The organism is Nonomuraea sp. NPDC050540 (assembly GCF_044457485.1).
Lineage (GTDB): Bacteria > Actinomycetota > Actinomycetes > Streptosporangiales > Streptosporangiaceae > Nonomuraea.
This window is the reverse complement of the sequence record NZ_JBITHA010000019.1, coordinates 36,262-53,936: the sequence shown is the minus strand read 5'-3', so window position 1 is coordinate 53,936 and position 17,675 is coordinate 36,262. Positions and strand designations below refer to the sequence as shown.

The 17,675-nt window shown below is 70.0% G+C and carries 20 protein-coding genes; 10 read left to right on the top strand and 10 right to left on the bottom strand.

Annotated features, from left to right (window positions below):
- The first annotated feature begins 327 nt into the window (after positions 1-327).
- Entirely contained in the window at positions 328-702 is a 375-nt protein-coding gene (locus ACIBI5_RS43920) for a thioredoxin family protein (RefSeq protein ID WP_379626905.1), read from the top strand.
- Between the two features lie 256 nt (positions 703-958).
- Here ACIBI5_RS43920 and ACIBI5_RS43915 read toward each other — a convergent pair whose 3' ends face one another.
- The 3 genes from ACIBI5_RS43915 to ACIBI5_RS43905 are packed head-to-tail and all read right to left on the bottom strand — an operon-like array spanning position 959 to position 2,074.
- Positions 959-1,399 carry an SRPBCC domain-containing protein gene (locus ACIBI5_RS43915; RefSeq protein ID WP_397256190.1) on the bottom strand — a complete coding sequence of 147 codons (441 nt, stop codon included), beginning with the start codon at positions 1,397-1,399 and terminating at the stop codon, positions 959-961.
- Positions 1,389-1,730 carry an ArsR/SmtB family transcription factor gene (locus ACIBI5_RS43910; protein WP_397256188.1) on the bottom strand — a complete coding sequence of 114 codons (342 nt, stop codon included), beginning with the start codon at positions 1,728-1,730 and terminating at the stop codon, positions 1,389-1,391. Before ACIBI5_RS43910 ends, ACIBI5_RS43915 begins: the two co-directional genes overlap by 11 nt.
- Complete coding sequence (locus tag ACIBI5_RS43905) at positions 1,730-2,074, bottom strand: VOC family protein (protein WP_397256186.1); 345 nt, start codon at positions 2,072-2,074, stop codon at positions 1,730-1,732. The genes ACIBI5_RS43910 and ACIBI5_RS43905 overlap by 1 nt, the downstream gene beginning before the upstream one ends.
- A gap of 90 nt (positions 2,075-2,164) precedes the next feature.
- On the opposite strand from ACIBI5_RS43905, the gene ACIBI5_RS43900 reads away from it, so the two are divergent.
- A complete protein-coding gene (locus ACIBI5_RS43900) occupies positions 2,165-2,836 on the top strand; it encodes a permease prefix domain 1-containing protein (RefSeq protein ID WP_397256185.1) in 672 nt (223 codons plus the stop codon).
- Here the strand turns inward: ACIBI5_RS43900 and ACIBI5_RS43895 are convergent.
- Positions 2,808-3,131 carry a helix-turn-helix transcriptional regulator gene (locus ACIBI5_RS43895; protein ID WP_379626893.1) on the bottom strand — a complete coding sequence of 108 codons (324 nt, stop codon included), beginning with the start codon at positions 3,129-3,131 and terminating at the stop codon, positions 2,808-2,810. The genes ACIBI5_RS43900 and ACIBI5_RS43895 overlap by 29 nt on opposite strands.
- A gap of 93 nt (positions 3,132-3,224) precedes the next feature.
- Between ACIBI5_RS43895 and ACIBI5_RS43890 the strand changes: the two genes are divergently transcribed.
- From ACIBI5_RS43890 to ACIBI5_RS43855, 8 genes are all read left to right on the top strand, one after another.
- Positions 3,225-4,388, top strand: coding sequence for a cytochrome ubiquinol oxidase subunit I (locus ACIBI5_RS43890; protein WP_397256183.1), 1,164 nt, complete (start codon positions 3,225-3,227; stop codon positions 4,386-4,388).
- Positions 4,389-4,398: 10 nt separating this feature from the next.
- Positions 4,399-5,130 (top strand): cytochrome d ubiquinol oxidase subunit II, encoded by a 732-nt coding sequence (locus ACIBI5_RS43885; protein ID WP_397256181.1) that lies wholly within the window; start codon positions 4,399-4,401, stop codon positions 5,128-5,130.
- 6 nt (positions 5,131-5,136) lie between these two features.
- Positions 5,137-6,816 (top strand): thiol reductant ABC exporter subunit CydD, encoded by a 1,680-nt coding sequence (cydD, locus tag ACIBI5_RS43880; RefSeq protein WP_397256180.1) that lies wholly within the window; start codon positions 5,137-5,139, stop codon positions 6,814-6,816.
- On the top strand, positions 6,813-8,492 hold the full coding sequence (gene cydC / locus ACIBI5_RS43875; RefSeq protein WP_397256178.1) for a thiol reductant ABC exporter subunit CydC: 1,680 nt from the start codon (positions 6,813-6,815) through the stop codon (positions 8,490-8,492). The genes cydD and cydC overlap by 4 nt, the downstream gene beginning before the upstream one ends.
- A 79-nt stretch (positions 8,493-8,571) precedes the next feature.
- The gene (locus ACIBI5_RS43870; RefSeq protein ID WP_397256177.1) at positions 8,572-9,198 is read left to right on the top strand and encodes a hypothetical protein; all 627 of its coding nucleotides are present in this window, start codon (positions 8,572-8,574) and stop codon (positions 9,196-9,198) included.
- Entirely contained in the window at positions 9,195-9,503 is a 309-nt protein-coding gene (locus ACIBI5_RS43865; RefSeq protein ID WP_397256175.1) for a winged helix-turn-helix domain-containing protein, read from the top strand. Before ACIBI5_RS43870 ends, ACIBI5_RS43865 begins: the two co-directional genes overlap by 4 nt.
- Positions 9,500-10,381 carry an ABC transporter ATP-binding protein gene (locus tag ACIBI5_RS43860; protein WP_397256174.1) on the top strand — a complete coding sequence of 294 codons (882 nt, stop codon included), beginning with the start codon at positions 9,500-9,502 and terminating at the stop codon, positions 10,379-10,381. The genes ACIBI5_RS43865 and ACIBI5_RS43860 overlap by 4 nt, the downstream gene beginning before the upstream one ends.
- A 9-nt stretch (positions 10,382-10,390) precedes the next feature.
- On the top strand, positions 10,391-11,131 hold the full coding sequence (locus ACIBI5_RS43855; RefSeq protein ID WP_397256172.1) for an ABC transporter permease: 741 nt from the start codon (positions 10,391-10,393) through the stop codon (positions 11,129-11,131).
- Between the two features lie 80 nt (positions 11,132-11,211).
- Here the strand turns inward: ACIBI5_RS43855 and ACIBI5_RS43850 are convergent, their stop codons facing one another.
- From ACIBI5_RS43850 to ACIBI5_RS43825, 6 genes are all read right to left on the bottom strand, one after another.
- Positions 11,212-12,429 carry a S1C family serine protease gene (locus ACIBI5_RS43850; protein ID WP_397256170.1) on the bottom strand — a complete coding sequence of 406 codons (1,218 nt, stop codon included), beginning with the start codon at positions 12,427-12,429 and terminating at the stop codon, positions 11,212-11,214.
- A gap of 150 nt (positions 12,430-12,579) precedes the next feature.
- Positions 12,580-14,103, bottom strand: coding sequence for an acyl-CoA synthetase (locus ACIBI5_RS43845; RefSeq protein WP_397256169.1), 1,524 nt, complete (start codon positions 14,101-14,103; stop codon positions 12,580-12,582).
- A gap of 18 nt (positions 14,104-14,121) precedes the next feature.
- A complete protein-coding gene (locus ACIBI5_RS43840) occupies positions 14,122-15,150 on the bottom strand; it encodes a C39 family peptidase (protein WP_397256167.1) in 1,029 nt (342 codons plus the stop codon).
- Positions 15,151-15,262: 112 nt separating this feature from the next.
- Positions 15,263-15,853 (bottom strand): hypothetical protein, encoded by a 591-nt coding sequence (locus ACIBI5_RS43835; RefSeq protein ID WP_397256166.1) that lies wholly within the window; start codon positions 15,851-15,853, stop codon positions 15,263-15,265.
- 164 nt (positions 15,854-16,017) lie between these two features.
- Positions 16,018-16,851 carry a MetQ/NlpA family ABC transporter substrate-binding protein gene (locus tag ACIBI5_RS43830; protein WP_397256164.1) on the bottom strand — a complete coding sequence of 278 codons (834 nt, stop codon included), beginning with the start codon at positions 16,849-16,851 and terminating at the stop codon, positions 16,018-16,020.
- A 28-nt stretch (positions 16,852-16,879) separates the two neighbouring features.
- On the bottom strand, positions 16,880-17,536 hold the full coding sequence (locus tag ACIBI5_RS43825; RefSeq protein ID WP_397256163.1) for a methionine ABC transporter permease: 657 nt from the start codon (positions 17,534-17,536) through the stop codon (positions 16,880-16,882).
- Positions 17,537-17,675: the final 139 nt, after the last annotated feature.

The window sequence follows — 17,675 nt, the reverse complement described above, 5'->3', positions numbered from 1 at the left end:
ACCCGGGCACGGCGCCGGTCAAGGTTCGCCGTATCAATGCTCTATCCACCTTCATGCGGACATATACGACACCACGTGTCCTTGAAGCGCTGGTCATCCGCGATTCAACCCGGCCGGCGATCCGCACCCGCCCCACGGCCGGCGCCGTACCGGCTGCCCGTGAGCGGCGGCGACCTCAGCTCACTACAGCGAGGCCGAGCGGTCCGAGGCACCGGCATCGCGTGTCCCGCCGGAGCCTGGTGTGCGGGCCCGGCGGGACATGGAATGCTGGAAAGCGGTGAGTGGTTGACACCGTTGCAACTTCAACGACGATACGAGGAGCCACTTGTGGCGACTATCGAAGTAACAGAGAAGAACTTCAACGACATCGCCGACAAGGGGATCGTCCTGCTCGACTTCTGGGCTGCGTGGTGCGGGCCTTGCCGTACCTTCGGGCCGATCTTCGAGAAGGCGTCTACGAAGCACGACGACATCACCTTCGGCAAGATCGACACCGAGGCTCAGCAGGCGCTGGCCCAGGGCTTCGAGATCACCTCGATCCCGACGATCATGGCCATCCGCGACGGCATCGTCGTTTACGCCCAGCCCGGCGCCCTTCCGGCCCCGGCCCTGGAGGACCTGATCGGACAGGTACGGGCGCTGGACATGGACTCCATCCGGTCGGAGCTGGCCGAGGAGCTCAAGAAGGCCGACCAGACCTGACGGCTTGACCCTCCGGACCTCGCCCTTCGTCGACGGCGAGGTCCTTCTCACGTCCCGGGCGGACGGTGCGGCCATCGCCCGGTGACACCGGCCCTTGAGACGCGGCGGAGGCGGCCGGGGCTCTCCAGCCATGGCCGCCCCCACGCTTGGAGCGCCGGGTGGGCGAGAAGACCCGCGCCGGAGACCGGCGCGACGTGCACGGGCGCCCACCGGCCTCCGGTCGGCGAGCCGGCGTGGTCCAAGGGCCGGGAGTGGGTCAGGGCAGGGTGGCGAGGAGTTCGGCGATCTTGGCGAAGTGGTGGGTGCGCCAACCGCCGCCCATGATCTTGCGGCTGAACTGCTGGGCCGGGTCGTCCGGGTCGAAGCCCTCGTGGTCGAGGAAGACCCGCGTCCCCCGGCCCTCGCCCTCCAGGCGCCAGCTCACCGTCCAGTCGGCCTTCTTGCGGTCGCTCCAGCTGATCTTGAGGAGCTTCCGCGGCTCGATCTCCAGCACCCGGCAGTACACGATGCCGTCGAAGCCCACGTTCGGGCGTGGCTCGGTGGTGAAGGTGAACTCGTGGCCGATCTCCAGCCGGAAGCTGTTGGGCATCAGCCACCTGGCCATCAGCTCGGGGTCGGTGAGGGCGCGCCAGACCTTGGCGGGCGGGTGGGCGTAGAAGTGGTCGACGCGAATCGCGGTCAGGTCGTCAGTCATCATCCTGCTCATCCATCGTCTCGGGCATCTCGTCGAGGACCGTGCCGAGGGCGGCCAGCCTCTCCCGCCAGAACCGCTCGTACGGGCTGAGCCAGTCGCGCAGCCGCATCAGCGGCTCGGCCTCCAGCCGGTAATGGCGCTCGCGTCCCTGGCGGGCCTCGGCCACCAGGCCGGCGTCCCTGAGGACCTTCAGGTGCTCGGACACACTGGGGCGGCTCATCTCGAACCGTTCGGCCAGCCGTCCGGCCGGCTGGTCCCCCTCGCGCAGCAGGAGCTCCAGCAGCCGCCGCCGCGCGGGACTGGCCAGCGCCGCGAACAGGGCGTCGGAGGACATCAGCCCTGGCTGACGACGTAGCCGTTGCCGAACGGGTCCTGGAAGAGCAGCCGGCGTCCCCAGGGCTCGTCGGAGGGGCCGTCGGCGGCGGTTCCCGCCGACCTCAGGCGTGCGGCCAGGTCGTCGAGGTCGGGCGCGGTCAGGATGAGGCCGCCGACCGGGGCCATCTCGGGGAACCACGAGGCGAGCAGCAACGTCGTCGCGCCGCCCTCGGGCGCGACGGTGAGCCAGCGGCCCATCGGGAACGGGTTGTCGGTCCTGATCCCCATGCCGAGGGGGCCGGTGTAGAAGGCCAGGGCCGTCTCCTGGTCGGAGACGGGGATGGTCACAGTGGAGATTTCCATGTCGCCCACTATACGTAGGAAATATCCTACGCATCAATATCGGGGGAATCCCTGATGAGTCCCCGAGGCCGTCGTCCGTAGAATCGAGGCATGCTCATCGACGACTACGTGGCCGATCTGGGCCGGGCCCTGTACGGGCCGACGGGACCCAGGCGCGACATGGTCGTCGAGGCCCGCGACAGCCTGGTCGACACGGCCGACGCCTACGAGGCGGACGGGCTGGCGCGCGAGGAGGCCGAGCGGCTGGCCGTTCAGGAGTTCGGGAGTGTCGAGGAGATCGCGCCCGGGTACCAGAGCGAGCTGACGGCGTGCGCGGGGCGCAGGCTGGGCGGGCTGCTGTTCGTGAGCGTGCCGCTGACGGCGCTGGCCTGGTCGATGATCTGGCAGGTGTTTCCGCTCGATCCGTCCATCTGGGCGCAGAAGCCGGCCTGGTTCGGCGCGATCTCTCTGGCGCTGGACCTGGTGCAGGTCGCGGTGGGCGTGAGCGGCGGGCTGTCGCTGCTGGCTCTCGGGCGCGGCGCGCGGCTGCTGCCCAAGGCGCGGCTGGTGACCCGCTCGCTGGGCGGGCTGGTGCTGGCCATGCTGGCGCTCACCACGATCCTGGGCATGATCCTGACGATCGGGGTGAAGGGGCCGATCGGCTTCACGGCCTATCCCCCGGGCGTCATGGTGACGGTGGCGAGCTACGTGCTGGCCGGTGTGCAGTTGTACTGCGCGGTGCGGTGCCTGCGGATCACGAGGACGGCCGTAGCACACCACTGATCGTGGCGGTGAACTCCCGCCAGGCGGATCGCTCGCCTTCGAGCTGCCGCCTGCCGGAGCCGGTGAGCCGGTAGGTGCGGCGTTTGCGGCCGCCGACCGTCGCCCATTCGCTGGCGAGATAGCCCACGCGCTCCAGCTTGCGCAACGCCGGATAGACCGTGCCCGTCGGCACGCTGAGCGCGCCGCCGCTGCGTTCCTGCAGGGCTTCGATGATCGCGTAGCCGTGGAGTGGCTCGTGCTCCAGCACGGAGAGCAGCAGGGCGTCCAGATGGCCGCGGAGCGCGTCCGGGTTCATGGCGACAATCCTAGGTTCCCGTTCGTCATATAGACAGTCTACATGTAGGCTCTCTATATGTAGGCAGACACAACAACGACGGGGACGGAGTCCATGGAGGCACTGGATCTGGCGCGCACGCAGTTCGCGCTGACGGGCAGCCTGCACTTCCTGTTCGTGGTGCTCACGCTGGGACTGGCCCCGCTGGTGGCCATCCTCAACACGCGCTGGGTGCTGTCGGGCAAGCGGCTTTATGAGGGAATGACCCGCTTCTGGGGCCAGATCTACGTGATCAACTACGCCCTGGGCATCGTGACCGGACTGGTGATGGAGTTCCAGTTCGGACTCTCGTGGAGCGGGCTGTCACACTACGCCGGCGACGTCTTCGGGGCGCCGCTGGCCATGGAGACGCTGGTGGCGTTCTTCCTGGAGTCGACGTTTCTCGGGCTGTGGATCTTCGGGTGGCACCGGCTGCCCAAGAAACTCCACCTGGCCTGCATCTGGATCGTCACGCTCACCGCCTACGCCAGCGCGTTCTACATCATGGTCGCCAACTCCTTTTTGCAGAACCCGGTCGGCTCCGTCGTCAAGGGCGACCACATGGAACTGGTCGACTTCGGGGCGCTGCTGACCAACCCCTCACTGGTCCTGGCCTTCCCGCACATCATCGGGGCGGCGCTGTTCACCGGCGGCATGGTCTTCGCGGGCGCCGGCGCGTACCAGCTCAGGCGCCGCACCCACGAGGGGGAGTTCTTCACCAGGTCGCTGCGCATGGGGGTGGCGACCGCCGCGATCGGCAGCACGCTCGCGCTCGGCGCCGGGTACGCGCAGTTCGGGGTCATCGACACCGGCAAGTTCGAGAACAACACCGCGGCCGCCGTCGGGCTCGGCTTCATGATGGAGCTGGGGCATCTGCTCTGGTTCATGGTGGTGCTGGTGATGCTGCCGCTGATCCACTGGCTGCCCAAGTGGCGCTGGACCCACCTGATCATCATCATCATGACGCCGCTGCCGTTCGTCGCGTCCATCCTCGGCTGGATGGCCAGGGAGATCGGCCGCCAGCCCTGGATGATCTGGGAGAAGCTCTCCGTCGCCGACGCCATGTCCCCCGGGCTCACGTCCGGGATGATCACCGCCTCTCTGATCGGGTTCGTCGGCGTGCTCGGCCTGCTGGCCGTCGTCGACTACGTCCTCATCGTCCGCGTGGTACGGCGCGGCCCCGCCGGCCTCGCCCTCGGCGCCCCCGCCGAGGAACGCCGGCCGGCGATGAGCCTCTAGGAGCCTTCACATGGAACTGATCTGGTTCGTCATCTTCGCCGTGCTGCTGGCCGGCTACTTCGCCCTGGAGGGCTTCGACCTGGGCGTCGGCCTGCTGATGCTGGGCCGCCCCCAGGAGCGCAGGGACCGGATGGTGGCCGCCATGGCGCCGTACGTGCTGGCCAACGAGGTGTGGCTGGTCGCGGTGGCCGGGGCGCTGTTCGGGGTCTACCCGATGCTGGAGGGGCCCGTCCTGTTCGGGCTCTACCCGATCGTCGTGGCGATGCTGCTGTCGTGGGTGCTGCGCGACGCGGGGCTGTGGTTCCGCCGCCGCATGGACGGGGCCGCGTGGCGCTCGTTCTGGGACCTCATGATCACGCTGGGCTCGCTCGGGCTGTCGGCCGGGTGGGGTGTGGCGCTGTACGCCGCGGCCACCGGGTTCACCGCCTCGTTGCTGCACCCGCTCGGACTCGGGCTCGGGGCGCTGCTGGCCGTGCTGTTCGCGATGCACGGGCGGGCGTTCCTGAACTGGCGCGAGGGCGGGAAGGCCGGGCGGCTCCTGCTCACCGGACTGGCCGCGGCGGCGCCCGTGATCGCCCTGCTCATCGGGTCGGCCGGCTTCCTCATGGCCTCATCGGCGGCCGGTTCCAGCCTGAATGTGCTCAGTTTCATGGTGTTGCCGTTCGCGCCCGTCATGGTCGGCGCGCAAGTATGGGTCTGGCGGACCTTCCGGGGCGCCATCCGTACTCCGTCGTTCTTCTGAGGACTCGTGCACAAAGATCTCCTGCGGCTCATGCGGGCCGAGCAGTCGGTGCGCAGGCATCTGGCCGTCACCCTGGCCGCCGCCACGCTGGCGGGACTGCTCGTGCTCGTCCAGGCCGAGCTTCTGGCCGGGGTGCTGTCCGGCAGGTTCACGCTGGCGGCGCTGGGCGTGCTGGCGCTGACCGTCGGGTTGCGGGCGCTGCTCGGGTGGAGCCAGGGCGTGTTCGCCGGCCGTACCGCGACCGGGGTGAAGTCGGCGCTGCGCGAGCGGCTGCTCGGCCGGCTGCGGGAGATGGGACCCGCGCGCCTGGCCGACCACCGCTCCGGTGAGCTCGTCACGCTGGCCGGGCGCGGGCTCGACCGGCTCGACCCGTACCTGACCGGCTACCTTCCCGCCATGGCGGTCGCCGGGGTGGTGCCGCTGGCGGTGCTCATCCGGTTGTTCGCCGCGGACCTGGCCAGCGCGGTCATCGTGCTGGTCACGCTGCCGCTCATCCCCATCTTCGGCGCGCTGGTCGGCATGCACACCAAGGCGACCACCGAGCGGCAGTTCCACGCGCTGGCCAGGCTCGGCGGGCACTTCCTCGACGTCGTGCGCGGGCTGCCCACGCTGCGCGCCTTCGGCCGGGCCCGCTACCAGGCCACCGTCATCGAGCAGGTCGCCGACGCGCACCGGGGCGCCACGATGCGCACACTGCGGGTGGCGTTCCTGTCGTCGCTGGTGCTGGAGCTGTGCGCGTCGTTGTCGCTGGCGCTCGTGGCGGTGCCGATCGGGCTCCGGCTGCTGGGCGGCAACCTCGACCTCACCACCGCGCTGCTCGTCCTGCTGCTGGCGCCCGAGGCGTACCTGCCGCTGCGGATGATGGGCACCCGCTTCCACGCCTCGATGGAGGGTGTGGCGGCGGCCGACGCGGCCTTCGCCGTACTGGAGGAAGAGGTCGGGCCCACGCCCGCGCCCGCCCGCACGGAGCGCGGCGAGGGGCCGCCGGAGATCCGGCTGGAGAACGTCACCGTCCGCTACCCCGGCCGCGAGGCCGCGGCGCTGGAGGACGTCTCGCTGGTGATCGCGCCCGGCGAGCGGGTCGCGCTGGTCGGCGAGAGCGGCGGCGGCAAGAGCACACTGCTGCACCTGCTGCTCGGCTTCGTCTCCCCCGCCTCCGGGCGGGTGCTGGTCGGCGGGCGCCCGCCGGACACCCCCGACGAGCTGGCGTTCGTGCCGCAGCGCCCGCACCTGTTCGCGGCCTCTGTCGCCGACAACATCCGCCTCGGCGCCCCCGGCGCCACCCTTCCCGAGGTACGGCGGGCCGCCAAGGCCGCCCACGCCGACGCCTTCGTCGAGGCCCTGCCCGACGGGTACGACACCCTGGTGGGCGAGCGAGGCGCCAACTTCTCGGCGGGCCAGCGCCAGCGCATCGCCCTGGCCAGGGCGTTCTGCCTGCCCGGCGCGACGGTCCTGCTCCTGGACGAGCCCACGGCCCGCCTCGACGGCCGCAGCGAGGCCGCCGTCGTGGAGGCCACCGCCGCCCTGGCCGAAGGGCGCACCGCGGTCATCGTCGCCCACCGCCCCGCGATGATCGACCTGGCCGACCGGGTGATCCGCATCCACGCCGGCCGGGTCGTGTCCGACACCCGCCGGGACGCCACCACCGTGGCGGGCTCCGGCGACGACGTGAGGGAGATCCGGTGAAGCGGCGCATGGGCCTGCGGATCGTCTGGGCCGTGCTGGCCGGGGCCGCGGCCGATCTGGCCGGGCTCGGGCTGATCGCCGCCGCCGCGTGGCTGATCACGCGGGCCGCCGAGCAGCCGGAATTGGCCGCGCTGAGCGTGGCGATCGTGGCCACCCGCGCCTTCGCCACCAGCCGCGGCGTCTTCCGCTACGCCGAACGCCTGACCGGCCACGACGTCGCCCTGCGCGCCCAGGCCGAGACCCGCGAACGGCTCTACGGCTCGCTCATCGCGCCCCAGCAGCCCAGGCACGGCGGAGCGGACCTGCTCAGCCGCATGGTCGACGACACCGAGGCGGTCCAGGACCTGCTGGTGCGCGTCCTGCTGCCCGCGACGGCCGCGCTGATCACCGGCGCGGCGGCGGTCGTGATCGCGCTGACGCTGGCGCCGTTCGCCGCGCTGGTTCTGCTGGCGGGCCTGGTGGTGGCGGGCGTGCTGCTGCCCGCCGGCACGGCCGCCGCCGCCCGCCGCTGGTCGGCCCGCCTGGCCCCGGCCAGGGCCACGCTGGCCGAGCGGGTCGCCGACCTGGTGCACGGCTCGGCCGACCTGGCCGCGTACGGGGCGGGTGAGCGCGCCCTGGCCAAGGCCATGGAGGCCGACGCGGAACTGGCCGCTCTGGAACGCCGCCAGTCCCGTGTGCACGCGGCCTCGCTCGGCGTGGGCACGCTGGTACAGGGCCTGACGGTGGCCGGGATCGTCCTGGCCGCCCGGGCGGCGGGCGCGGACACGGTGGCGACGGCGGTGCTCGCGCTGACCGCGCTGGTGTCGTTCGAGCCGGTGCTGCCGCTGGCCGCGGCGGGCGAGCGCATGGCGGGCATCACGTCCGCGCTGCGCCGCCTGCGCGAGGTGCGCTCGGCTTCCCCGGCCGTCGCCGAGCCGCCGGTTCCGACCGCGCTGCCCGAGGGGCCGGTGACGGTCGCGGTCGACGACCTCGTCGTACGGCACGCGCCCGGCGCGCCCGCGGCCGTGGACGGCATCTCGTTCACGCTCGAACCCGGCAGGCGCGTGGCCCTGGTGGGCCCGAGCGGCGCGGGCAAGAGCACGGTCCTGGCGGCCCTCATGCGCCTGCTGGAGCCGGAGTCCGGCAGTGTCCGCGTCAACGGCGTCGACACGGCGGAGCTCGACTCCGGCCAGGTGAGAACGCTGATGACCGGCCTCACCCAGGATCCGTACATCTTCCAGACCACGTTGCGCGACAACCTCCGGCTGGCCGGTCCCGACGCGACGGACGACGATCTGGCGCGTGCCGTACGCGATGCCCGGCTTGAGCAGTGGGTGAGCAGGACCGGCTGGGACGCCGAGCTCGGCGAGGACGGCAGGACGGTCTCCGGCGGTCAGCTGCAGCGCCTGTCTCTGGCCCGCGCGCTCCTGTACGACCCGCAGGTGCTGCTCCTCGACGAGCCCGCCGAGGCGCTGGACGAGGAGACGGCCGACGCCCTGATGGCCGACCTGCTGGACGTCACCCACGAGCGCACGACGCTGCTGGTCACTCACCGCCTCAAGGGCTTGGAGCAGGTGGACGAGATCATCGTCATGGAGCACGGCCGGGCGATCCAGCGCGGCCGCCACGACGACCTGGTCGCCGTCCCCGGCTACTACCGCGACCTCTGGCAGTCGGAGGCCCTCACCCGGCGCTGATCCCCCGGCCGACAGGTTTACATCGCAAACCCCTTTGGTTTATAGTTCAAACCAGTTTGAGCTATCGAGGAGTTTGGCGATGACAGACCACGAGGCCACCCCGAGCCCGGAGGAGATGCTCCGGCTCATCGAGCAGCAGCAGACCGCGGCGATGCGCCGGTTCCTCCCGGACCCGCTGCTCATGTACGTGCCATGGGGGGTGTCCTGGTTCATCGGCTTCGGCACGCTCTTCCTCGGCCAGGGCCTCCAGGGCGACGGCAACGGGCTGCTGCCGATCACCTGGCAGGTGGGTCTGGCCGTGCTCTGGGGCACCCAGATCATCGCCTTCGTCCTCATGATCATCGCCCTGCTCCGCTCCGGCGGCCACATCAAGGGCGAGTCCGAGACCCGTGGCGCGATGTACGGGCTGGCCTGGTTCGTCGGCTTCAACGCCATGGGCGTCATCGCCGCACGCTTCGTCCCGCATCTTCAGGAAGACACGATCGGGCCGTTCTATACCTCTCTGTTCATGCTGGTCGCCGGCCTGCTCTACATGGCCGGCGGCGCGATCTACCGGCTGTGGCCGCAGTTCCTGCTGGGCGTCTGGGTCATGGTGGTCGACGTGGTCGGCACCGTGCTGGGCGGCGGCTGGATCTACCTGCTCCTGGCGGTCCTCGGAGGTGGCGGCGCCGTCACCACCGGCCTGTGGCTGCGGAGGCAGCGGTGAACGACGAGCTCGACCCCGTCATCCACGCCCAGGCCAGGCTCAGGGTGGTGGCGACGCTCAACACGCTGCCCGGCGGTGACCGGCTCGCCTTCCCCGGCCTGAAGGACGTGCTCGGCATGACCGCCGGCAACCTGTCCGTTCACCTGTCCAAGCTCGAAGAGGCCGGCTACGTGGAGATCACCAAAACGCACAAGGGCCGCACCCCCGTCACCTACGTCGCGCTGACCAAGCGCGGCAGGGCGGCCTTCGACGAGTACACCAAAGCGATCCGCGCCCTGCTCGACACCGCTGGAGGCACCCCATGAGCGTTCTCGCGCGAACCATCGACGTCACCCGGCGCTACGGCGGCGTGCTCGCCCTCGACCGCGTCTCGCTGGAGATCCGCGCCGGCGAGCTCGTCGGCCTGCTCGGCCCCAACGGCGCCGGCAAGTCCACCCTCATCAACCTGTTCGTCGGCCTGCGCCGCCCCACCTCCGGCACGGTCGAGCTGCTCGGCGGCTCCCCCTTCGACCCTCTGGTACGGCGCGGCATCGGCGTCACCCCGCAGGAGACCGGCCTGCCGGAGGCGCTGCGCGTGGGCGAGGTCGTCGGCTTCGTCACCAGCCACTACCCGAAGGCCCGTCCCAAGGGCGAGGTCCTGGAGCGCTTCGGCCTGTCCGACCTGGACCGGCGCCAGATCGGCGGGCTGTCCGGCGGGCAGAAGCGCCGCCTGGCCGTGGCCCTCGCCTTCGCCGGCGACCCGCGGCTGGTCTTCCTCGACGAGCCGACCACCGGCCTGGACGTCGAGGCCAGGCGCACCCTCTGGGACGGCATCCGCGCCTTCCACGAGGACGGCGGCACCGTGCTGCTGACCAGCCACTACCTGGAGGAGATCGAGGCGCTGGCCCAGCGGGTCATCGTCGTGGCCCAGGGCCACGTGCTGGCCGACGACACCGTCCGCGCCGTGCGGGACATGGTCGGCGTGCAGCGCGTCTCGCTGACCGCCGCCGCCCTGCCGGACCTGCCCGGCGTGCTGTCCAGCGAGCGGGACGGCGAGCGCACCCACCTGATGACCGCCGACGCCGACCACCTGGTGGTGACGCTGGTCCGCAGCGGGACGCCGTTCACCGGCCTGGAGATCCGGCCGACTTCCCTGGAGGAGGCGTTCCTCCACCTGACCGCCCCCGAGCCCGTCACCGCCTGAGGAGTGCGCATGTCCAGCTTGATCCTGGCTCACACCCGCTACCTGATGATCGAGCAGCTGCGGGTGCCGATCGGCCTCGTGGCCAGTTCCTTCTTCCCCGCCGCGACGATGCTGGCGTTCGTGGTGCCGTTCGCGGGCGACGACCCGGTCGCCGCCACGCGCTCCACGGGCTCCATGATGCTCTTCGGCGCCATCTCCGCCGCGCTGATCTCACTGGCCGTCTCGGTGTCACAGGATCGCGAGCAACCCTGGAACCCCTACCTGCGCACGCTGCCCGCCGGTCCGGTGCCCGCCTTCGCCGGCCGGATCGTGACGACGGTGATCTCCATGTTCATCTCGGTGATCCCCGTCCTGATCATCGCCGCCGCCTTCACCTCGGCGCGGATCACCCCGGTGCGGCTGGCGCTCGCCCTGGGCGCGCTGGTCGTCGCGACGATCCCGTTCATGCTGCTGGGCCTGTTCATCGGCTACATGATGCCGTCGAAGGGGGCGATCGCGGTGTCGCAGGTGGCGTTCTTCCCGCTGGCCATCCTGGGCGGGCTCATGCTGCCGCTGGAGATCATGCCGTCGTTCGTCCGGACGCTGTCGCTGTTCCTGCCCAGCAGGGGCGCCGGCGAGCTCATGTGGTGGACCGTCACGGGCATGTCCCCGAACGTGACCGCCCTGGTGACGCTGGCCGGCTGGATCGTCGCGACGGCCGCGCTGGCCGCCTGGGCCTACCGCCGCGACGAGGGACGCCGCTTCGCCTAGCCGCCCGCCCAGGGGTACGAACGGGGGTGCGCCGCCAAGTCCGCAGCGATCTCGACGGCGCACCCGTCCGTGAGGGGGTCCTATTTCTTCTCTTCGAGGGTAACGGTCACTTCGCTCTGCTTCCCATCCCTCATGTATATGATCTTGACCTGTTGGCCTGGTTTGAAACCTCTGACCTGTCCGACCACCGTATCCCCACCATCGACCGGCTTGTCGCCGATTCGCGTGATGAGGTCGCCCTGCTTCAGGCCGGCCTTGGCGGCGGGGCTGTTCTCGGTGATCTGGCGGACCAGCGCCCCGGGCACGTCTCCGCTGGCGTCGGTCACGCTCACCCCGAGGAAGGCGTGCTTCACGGTTCCCGTGGCGGCGAGCTGGTCGGCCACCTGCTTGGCGGTGTTCACCGGGATGGCGAAGCCCAGGCCGATGCTGCCGTTGCTGCCGTTCGTGGCGATCGCGGTGTTGATGCCCACCACCTGGCCGGCGGCGTTGACGAGCGCGCCGCCCGAGTTACCGGAGTTGATCGAGGCGTCGGTCTGGATGGCGCCGCCGATGCTGGTGGGCGGGGCGGAGTCCTGACCGCCGCGGCCCCAGCCGGGCGGAACCTGCTGCTCCTGCTCGCCGCCGACGTTGAGCGTGCGGTCGAGCGCGCTGACGATGCCGGAGGTGACCGTCCCCTCCAGGCCGAGCGGGCTGCCGATCGCCAGGACGGCGTCGCCGACCTTCAGCTGGTCGCTGTCGCCGAGCTCGGCCTTGGTCAGCCCGAAGACGCCCTCGGCCTTGATGACGGCCAGGTCCGTGGACGGGTCGGTGCCGACGACGGTGGCCTTGGCGGTCTTGCCGTCGCTGAACTTGACCGACAGCTGGCTGCCCTTGCCGTTGGCGGCCACGACGTGGTTGTTGGTGAGGATGAGGCCGTCCTCGGAGAGCACGACGCCGGATCCGCCGGCGTTCTGGCCCTGGATCATGACGACGGACGGCTGTACCTTGGTCGCCACCTCGCTGATCGTCATCTGGTTGGAGGCCGGCTTGAAGGCCGGGCTCGGCGCCGACTGGACGATCTGCGGCGTCTGGAAGGCGCTCGTGATGGCCGCCCCCGCGACGCCGCCGCCGATCGCCATGGCCGCCAGCGCCAGGCCGGCGATCGCCTTCTGTCCCCCGGTGAAGCCCTGCTTCTTGGCCGCGGGCGGCGGCGGGGGCGGCGCCAGGATCGCCGTGTCCTGGCTGGGGAAGCCCCCGGCGGCCGGCGGCTTGGCGCCGAACTGGGTCCAGCCCTGCTCGCGAGGCTCGTTCGCGTCCATCGTCATCTCCTCAAGTCCCGATGCCTCAAGGGTGCCAATGTCGCTGTTAAGGCAGCTTAAGCCGGTGATCAGAGGCTTCTGAACGGGCTGACGCGGGCCTTATCCGCCCTGGTCGGATGAGTCCGGGGCGGTGAGATTCTCATGCGATTCTCAGGCCGGCTTCGGCCAGTACTCGTCACGGAGCAACCGCTTGTAGAGCTTGCCGGTGGGATGGCGGGGCAACTCCTCCCGGAAGTCCACGGATTTGGGGCACTTGAAGTGCGCCAGCCGCTCTCTGCAGTACGCGATGAGCTCGGCCTCCAGCGCGGGTCCCGCCTCGCTCATGTCGGCGGGTTGCACCACGGCCTTGACCTGCTCGCCCATCTCCTCATCCGGTACGCCGAAGACCGCCACGTCGGCCACCTTGGGATGGAGGGCCAGGACGTTCTCCGACTCCTGGGGGTAGATGTTCACGCCGCCGGAGATGATCATGTAGGAGCGGCGGTCGGTGAGATAGAGGAAGCCCTCCTCGTCCAGGTAGCCGATGTCGCCGAGGGTGGTCCAGCCGCGGCCCCCCGGGTCCTGGGCGGCGCGCGTCTTGCCGGGATCGCCGTGGTACTCGAAGGTGAGGCCGTCGGAGAAGTAGATCGTGCCGTGCTCGCCGGGCGGCAGGTCGTTGCCTTCCTCGTCGAGGATGTGCACCTTGCCCAGCAGGGACCGGCCGACGGTGCCCTTGTGCGCGAGCCAGTCCTGGGGGCCGGCGTAGAGGAAGCCGTTGCCCTCGGTGCCCGCGTAGTACTCGTGGACGATCGGGCCCCACCAGTCGATCATCTGCTCCTTGACGGGGACGGGGCAGGGGGCGGCCGCGTGGATCGCGAACTTAAGACTGGAAATATCGTGCTTTGTCCGCTCTTCTTCGGGAAGTTTGAGCATTTTGATGAACATGGTGGGCACGAGCTGCGAGTGCGTGACGTGATACTTCTCAACAAGTTCTAGGTAGCGGACCGGGTCGAACTTCTCCATCACCACCACCGTCGCGCCCAGCCGCTGGAAGGTCATGCAGTAGCGCAGCGGCGCGGCGTGGTAGAGCGGCGCGGGCGAGAGGTAGACGCTGTCCCGCTCCGGCGCGAACAGGAACGACACCAGGTTGAACAACGCCCCCGGCTCGTCCAGCGCCGCGTGCGACAGCTTGGGCTTGACGCCCTTCGGCCTGCCGGTGGTGCCCGAGGAGTAGAGCATGTCGGCGCCCTGCGACTCGTCCTCGATCGGCGTGACCGGCTGCGCGGCCACCGCCTGCTCGTAGGAGTCGAAGCCGTCGGCCACGCCGTCCAGCATGAGGCGCAGCCGTACGCCGGTCACGGCCCGCGCCACGTCGGCCAGTTCGGCGCTGGTGATGAAGACCTGGGCCTCGCAGTTGTCCACGATGTAGGCCAGTTCGCCGGCCTGCAGCCGGGAGCTGACCGCGGTGTAGTACAGGCCGGATCGGTGTGCGGCCCAGGCCACGGCCAGGAAGAGCGGATGGTTGGGCAGCATGAACGCGATGTGGTCGCCCGGCCGCAGCCCGGCGGAGCGGAACAGGTGGGCCAGCCGGTTCGACTCCTCGTCCAGCCGGCGGTAGGTGAGGACCTCCCCGGAGCCCGCCATGATCACAGCGGGCTTGTCGGGGGTGACTGCTGCGATGGCTCCCGGATACATGAACCGAACGATATTCGGTTAAGCGTCGGGCCGGAAGGGCCTGATGACGTAGACGGTGCCCGTACTGGAACGTTGCCAGGCTCGTTCGAAGGCCTTGCGCGGGTAGATCGCCCGCACGCCACGCGCCGCCGGGTCGTTGGCGATGACGTCGCCGTCGCGGGTGAAGCCGGTGACGACCATGAGGTGGCCGGCGGAGGCGTACCCGAGCTCCTCGCGGGTGAAGGCCAGCGAGGTCACGACCGGAACCCCCGCCGCGACCAGGTCTTCGACCTCGGCCAGCGAGCGCATCCTGGCCACCGACGCGTCGAGTCCGAAACTTCCGGCATATGCGGTGTTGAAGGCCCAGTTGCCGGTGCCGCCGTAGGCCTTGTCGAAGGTGTGCCTGGCCGCGTGGTCGACCGCCGGGTCCGGGTCGGAACGCGGCACCCAGGACATCTCTTCCGGCCGCGGCCCCTTCTTCCAGTAGGCCAGCACCATCGCGGTGGCGGTCGGGCCGCACCACGCCGCGCCGCCGTGGCCGGCGTGCGCGAGCTGCGACTTGCGCGGCACCGCGAGCTCCCGCCCCCAGGCGCGCCCGCCGCGGGCTCGCGTGCCGCCCGCGCGCGAGGCCACCGCGCCCAGCGTTCGGATCTCCGGCAGCGCGGCGGAGCCCGGCCGCCGATACAGCGACACGCGCAGCCGGTAGGCGGTCACCGCCCGCCCCGCCTTGAACACGTCGGCGGCGACCCGCCCCTGGGCGTCGGCCTGCCCTTTCACGGTGGTCCGCACGCCGTCATAGGACCAGCGGCCCATCACGTACCACCCCGATCCGGGCACCCGCAGCTCCACCCTGACCCAGCTGCCCGGCGGCGTCGCGGCGGTCCACGACGGCACGATCTCGGTGGCGGCGAACCCGATCCGCCGCATCGGCCCGGTCCAGCGGGCCACCTCCCAGGCGCCCGCCCGTACGAAGCCACCGGCCACGAGACCGGCCTCCCGCCGGTAGACGACCCGCCCGTCCCCCGCCTGCCCCGGCATCACCATCAATATCGCGATCAGAATGCGCACCTTTTATCCATGGCCGCATTCGCGCATGTCCCACCCCAAAATTTCCTCCAGGTACGGCGAAGCCGCGATCTCGACGGGGAGAGATCGCGGCTTCGCCGCCCAACCGCGGGGATCAGGAGAAGTGGTACACGGGCTGCCAGCCCGAGTGGTGGCTCTTCGGCCCGAAGAAACCGCCCCGGCTCACGTCCACGTAGATGTGCGCGGCGTTCTTACCGGAGAACGAGTAGTGCTTCGGGTTCTTGGTGCAGTTCCTGAAGTTCTTGAAGGAGGTCGAGCCGTCGAAGCCGACGACCTTGAACGTCTCCCACGCGCACTTCTTGCCGCCCCACCACTTGGTGTTGGTGAGCTTGCTGTCGACTGTGTAGAAGTAGTGGTGCTTCCACTTCCACACCTTCTTCTTGACCTTCTCCACGACCCACTTGCAGTGCTTGTCGCCGTGCTTGTCCTTCCAGCAGATCTGCTTCTTGACGTGGAAGGTCTTCCAGTACCAGAACTTGTAGGGCTTCTTGTCGACGCTGACGTGACCCTCGGCCCTGGACTTGTGGTCGCTGGAGAAGTAGGGCCCCCAGTCCGCCTCGTAGTAGGGCGAAGCGGTGGTGGTGGCCGCGGTGGTGGCGGTCGTCGCGCCGGCGACGGCCGGGGCGGCGACGGCGGCCATGGTGGCCGCCGCGACGCCGATCAGGATTCGTGAGACGAATCGCACTTCGAGGTCCTCCTCGGGAGAGGTTGTGCTGACTCGTCATTGGTACGCCGCGGGGATTGCCGAACACTTTCAAATTACTTGATAAGGCTCTTTTCCCGATCTTTGACAAACAATAAAGATCCCCCTCCGGAAATCGCCGTGGAGGGGGATCTTTATTTTCCGCGTCACTCGGCCGGGATGACCGCGCCCGCGTACTTGCTCTTGATGAACTCCTTGACCTTCGGGTCCTGCAGCAGCTTGCCCAGGGTCACGACGCCCGCGTCCTTTTCGTGGCCTTCCTGCACGACCAGGCCGTTGACGTACGGGTTGCCCTCGGTCTTCTCCAGCACCAGCGCCTGCGAGGCCGGCTTCAGGCCCGCCTCGATGGCGTAGTTGCCGTTGATGACCGCCGCGTCGACGTCCTCCAGCGAGCGGGGCAGCAGCGGCGCCTCCAGCGGCTTGAAGGTCAGCTTCTTCGGGTTGCCGGTGACGTCGCGCTCGGTGGCGGCGGTGCCGACGCCCTCCTTCAGCGTGATCAGGCCGTTGTCGGCCAGCAGCTTGAGCGCGCGGCCGAGGTTCGTGGCGTCGTTCGGCACCGCGACGGTCGCCTCGTTCGCCAGCGCGGCGACGTTGGTGATCTTCTTCGAGTACAGGCCCAGCGGCTCCAGGTGGACCGGGGTGACGAAGCTGAGCTTGGTGCCCTTGGACTTGTTGAAGTCGTCCAGGTACGGCTTGTGCTGGAAGAAGTTGGCACCCAGCTGGCCCTCGTTGAGCTGCACGTTCGGCTGCACGTAGTCGGTGAACTCGACCACCTCGAGGTTCAGCCCGGCCTGCTTGGCCAGGTTGTCCTTGACGAAGGTGAGGATCTCCGCGTGCGGCACCGGGCTGGCGCCCACCTTGAGCACCGTGTCGGCCGACTCGGCGGCCGGCTTGGCCGAACTGGTGGCGGACTGCGACGTACCGCATGCGGCGAGCAACAACGACAGGGCAGCGACACCCACGAAAGCGCGAATCTTCATATTGATCTTCCTTTTGATGTGAAAAGAACTACTTGTGCGACATGCGCCGCGCGACGAGGTCCCCGAGGCTCTGGATCAGCTGCACGAGCACGATGAGCACCACGACCGTGGCGACCATGACCTGCCCCTCGAACCTCAGATACCCATAACGGACGGCCAGGTCCCCAAGCCCGCCGCCGCCGACGGTCCCCGCCATGGCCGAGTACCCGACCAGCGCGACCACGGTGACGGTGATCCCCGCGACGATCCCGGGCAGCGCCTCCGGCAGCAGAACCTTCCGCACGATCGCGGTACGGCCGGCGCCCATCGCCTGGGCCGCCTGGACCACATCCCCGCCGACCTCCCGCAGCGCCGTCTCCACGAGCCGCGCGAAGAACGGCACCGCGCCCACGGTCAACGGCACGACCACGGCGATGGTGCCGATCGTCGTCCCGACGACCAGGCGGGTGAACGGGATGATCGCGATCATCAGCACGATGAACGGCAGCGACCGCCCGACGTTGACGACCGCCCCGAGCACCGCCTTGAGCGCCGGAACCGGCCGCAGCCCACCCCGATCGAACACGACCAGCGAGACGCCGAGCGGCAGCCCGAGCACCACGGTGAACAGAGTGGCCAGCCCCACCATGGCCGCCGTCTGCCCGGCGCCTTCCCAGAGCAGCGGAACAATCTCATCCCAGCTCACAGAACCCCCCACCCTTCAGCCACCGAAGCAGCTCCCGCCCCACCGACCTGAAAGCCCAGCGCACCACGCACCCGCCCCGGCCCGGTTCCCTGCGCCGAGACGGCGGGGTGGTGGTCGGGGGTGGGCGGCGCAGCAGGTG

Coding starts and splice junctions, on each gene's coding strand:
- ACIBI5_RS43905 (WP_397256186.1), bottom strand. CDS start 2,074: ATGGAAATCTCCACTGTGACCATCCCCGTCTCCGACCAGGAGACGGCC.
- ACIBI5_RS43860 (WP_397256174.1), top strand. CDS start 9,500: ATGAGCGTTCTCGCGCGAACCATCGACGTCACCCGGCGCTACGGCGGC.
- ACIBI5_RS43870 (WP_397256177.1), top strand. CDS start 8,572: ATGACAGACCACGAGGCCACCCCGAGCCCGGAGGAGATGCTCCGGCTC.
- ACIBI5_RS43850 (WP_397256170.1), bottom strand. CDS start 12,429: ATGGACGCGAACGAGCCTCGCGAGCAGGGCTGGACCCAGTTCGGCGCC.
- ACIBI5_RS43915 (WP_397256190.1), bottom strand. CDS start 1,399: ATGATGACTGACGACCTGACCGCGATTCGCGTCGACCACTTCTACGCC.
- ACIBI5_RS43895 (WP_379626893.1), bottom strand. CDS start 3,131: ATGAACCCGGACGCGCTCCGCGGCCATCTGGACGCCCTGCTGCTCTCC.
- ACIBI5_RS43900 (WP_397256185.1), top strand. CDS start 2,165: ATGCTCATCGACGACTACGTGGCCGATCTGGGCCGGGCCCTGTACGGG.
- ACIBI5_RS43890 (WP_397256183.1), top strand. CDS start 3,225: ATGGAGGCACTGGATCTGGCGCGCACGCAGTTCGCGCTGACGGGCAGC.
- ACIBI5_RS43910 (WP_397256188.1), bottom strand. CDS start 1,730: ATGTCCTCCGACGCCCTGTTCGCGGCGCTGGCCAGTCCCGCGCGGCGG.
- ACIBI5_RS43845 (WP_397256169.1), bottom strand. CDS start 14,103: ATGTATCCGGGAGCCATCGCAGCAGTCACCCCCGACAAGCCCGCTGTG.
- ACIBI5_RS43855 (WP_397256172.1), top strand. CDS start 10,391: ATGTCCAGCTTGATCCTGGCTCACACCCGCTACCTGATGATCGAGCAG.
- ACIBI5_RS43830 (WP_397256164.1), bottom strand. CDS start 16,851: ATGAAGATTCGCGCTTTCGTGGGTGTCGCTGCCCTGTCGTTGTTGCTC.
- ACIBI5_RS43885 (WP_397256181.1), top strand. CDS start 4,399: ATGGAACTGATCTGGTTCGTCATCTTCGCCGTGCTGCTGGCCGGCTAC.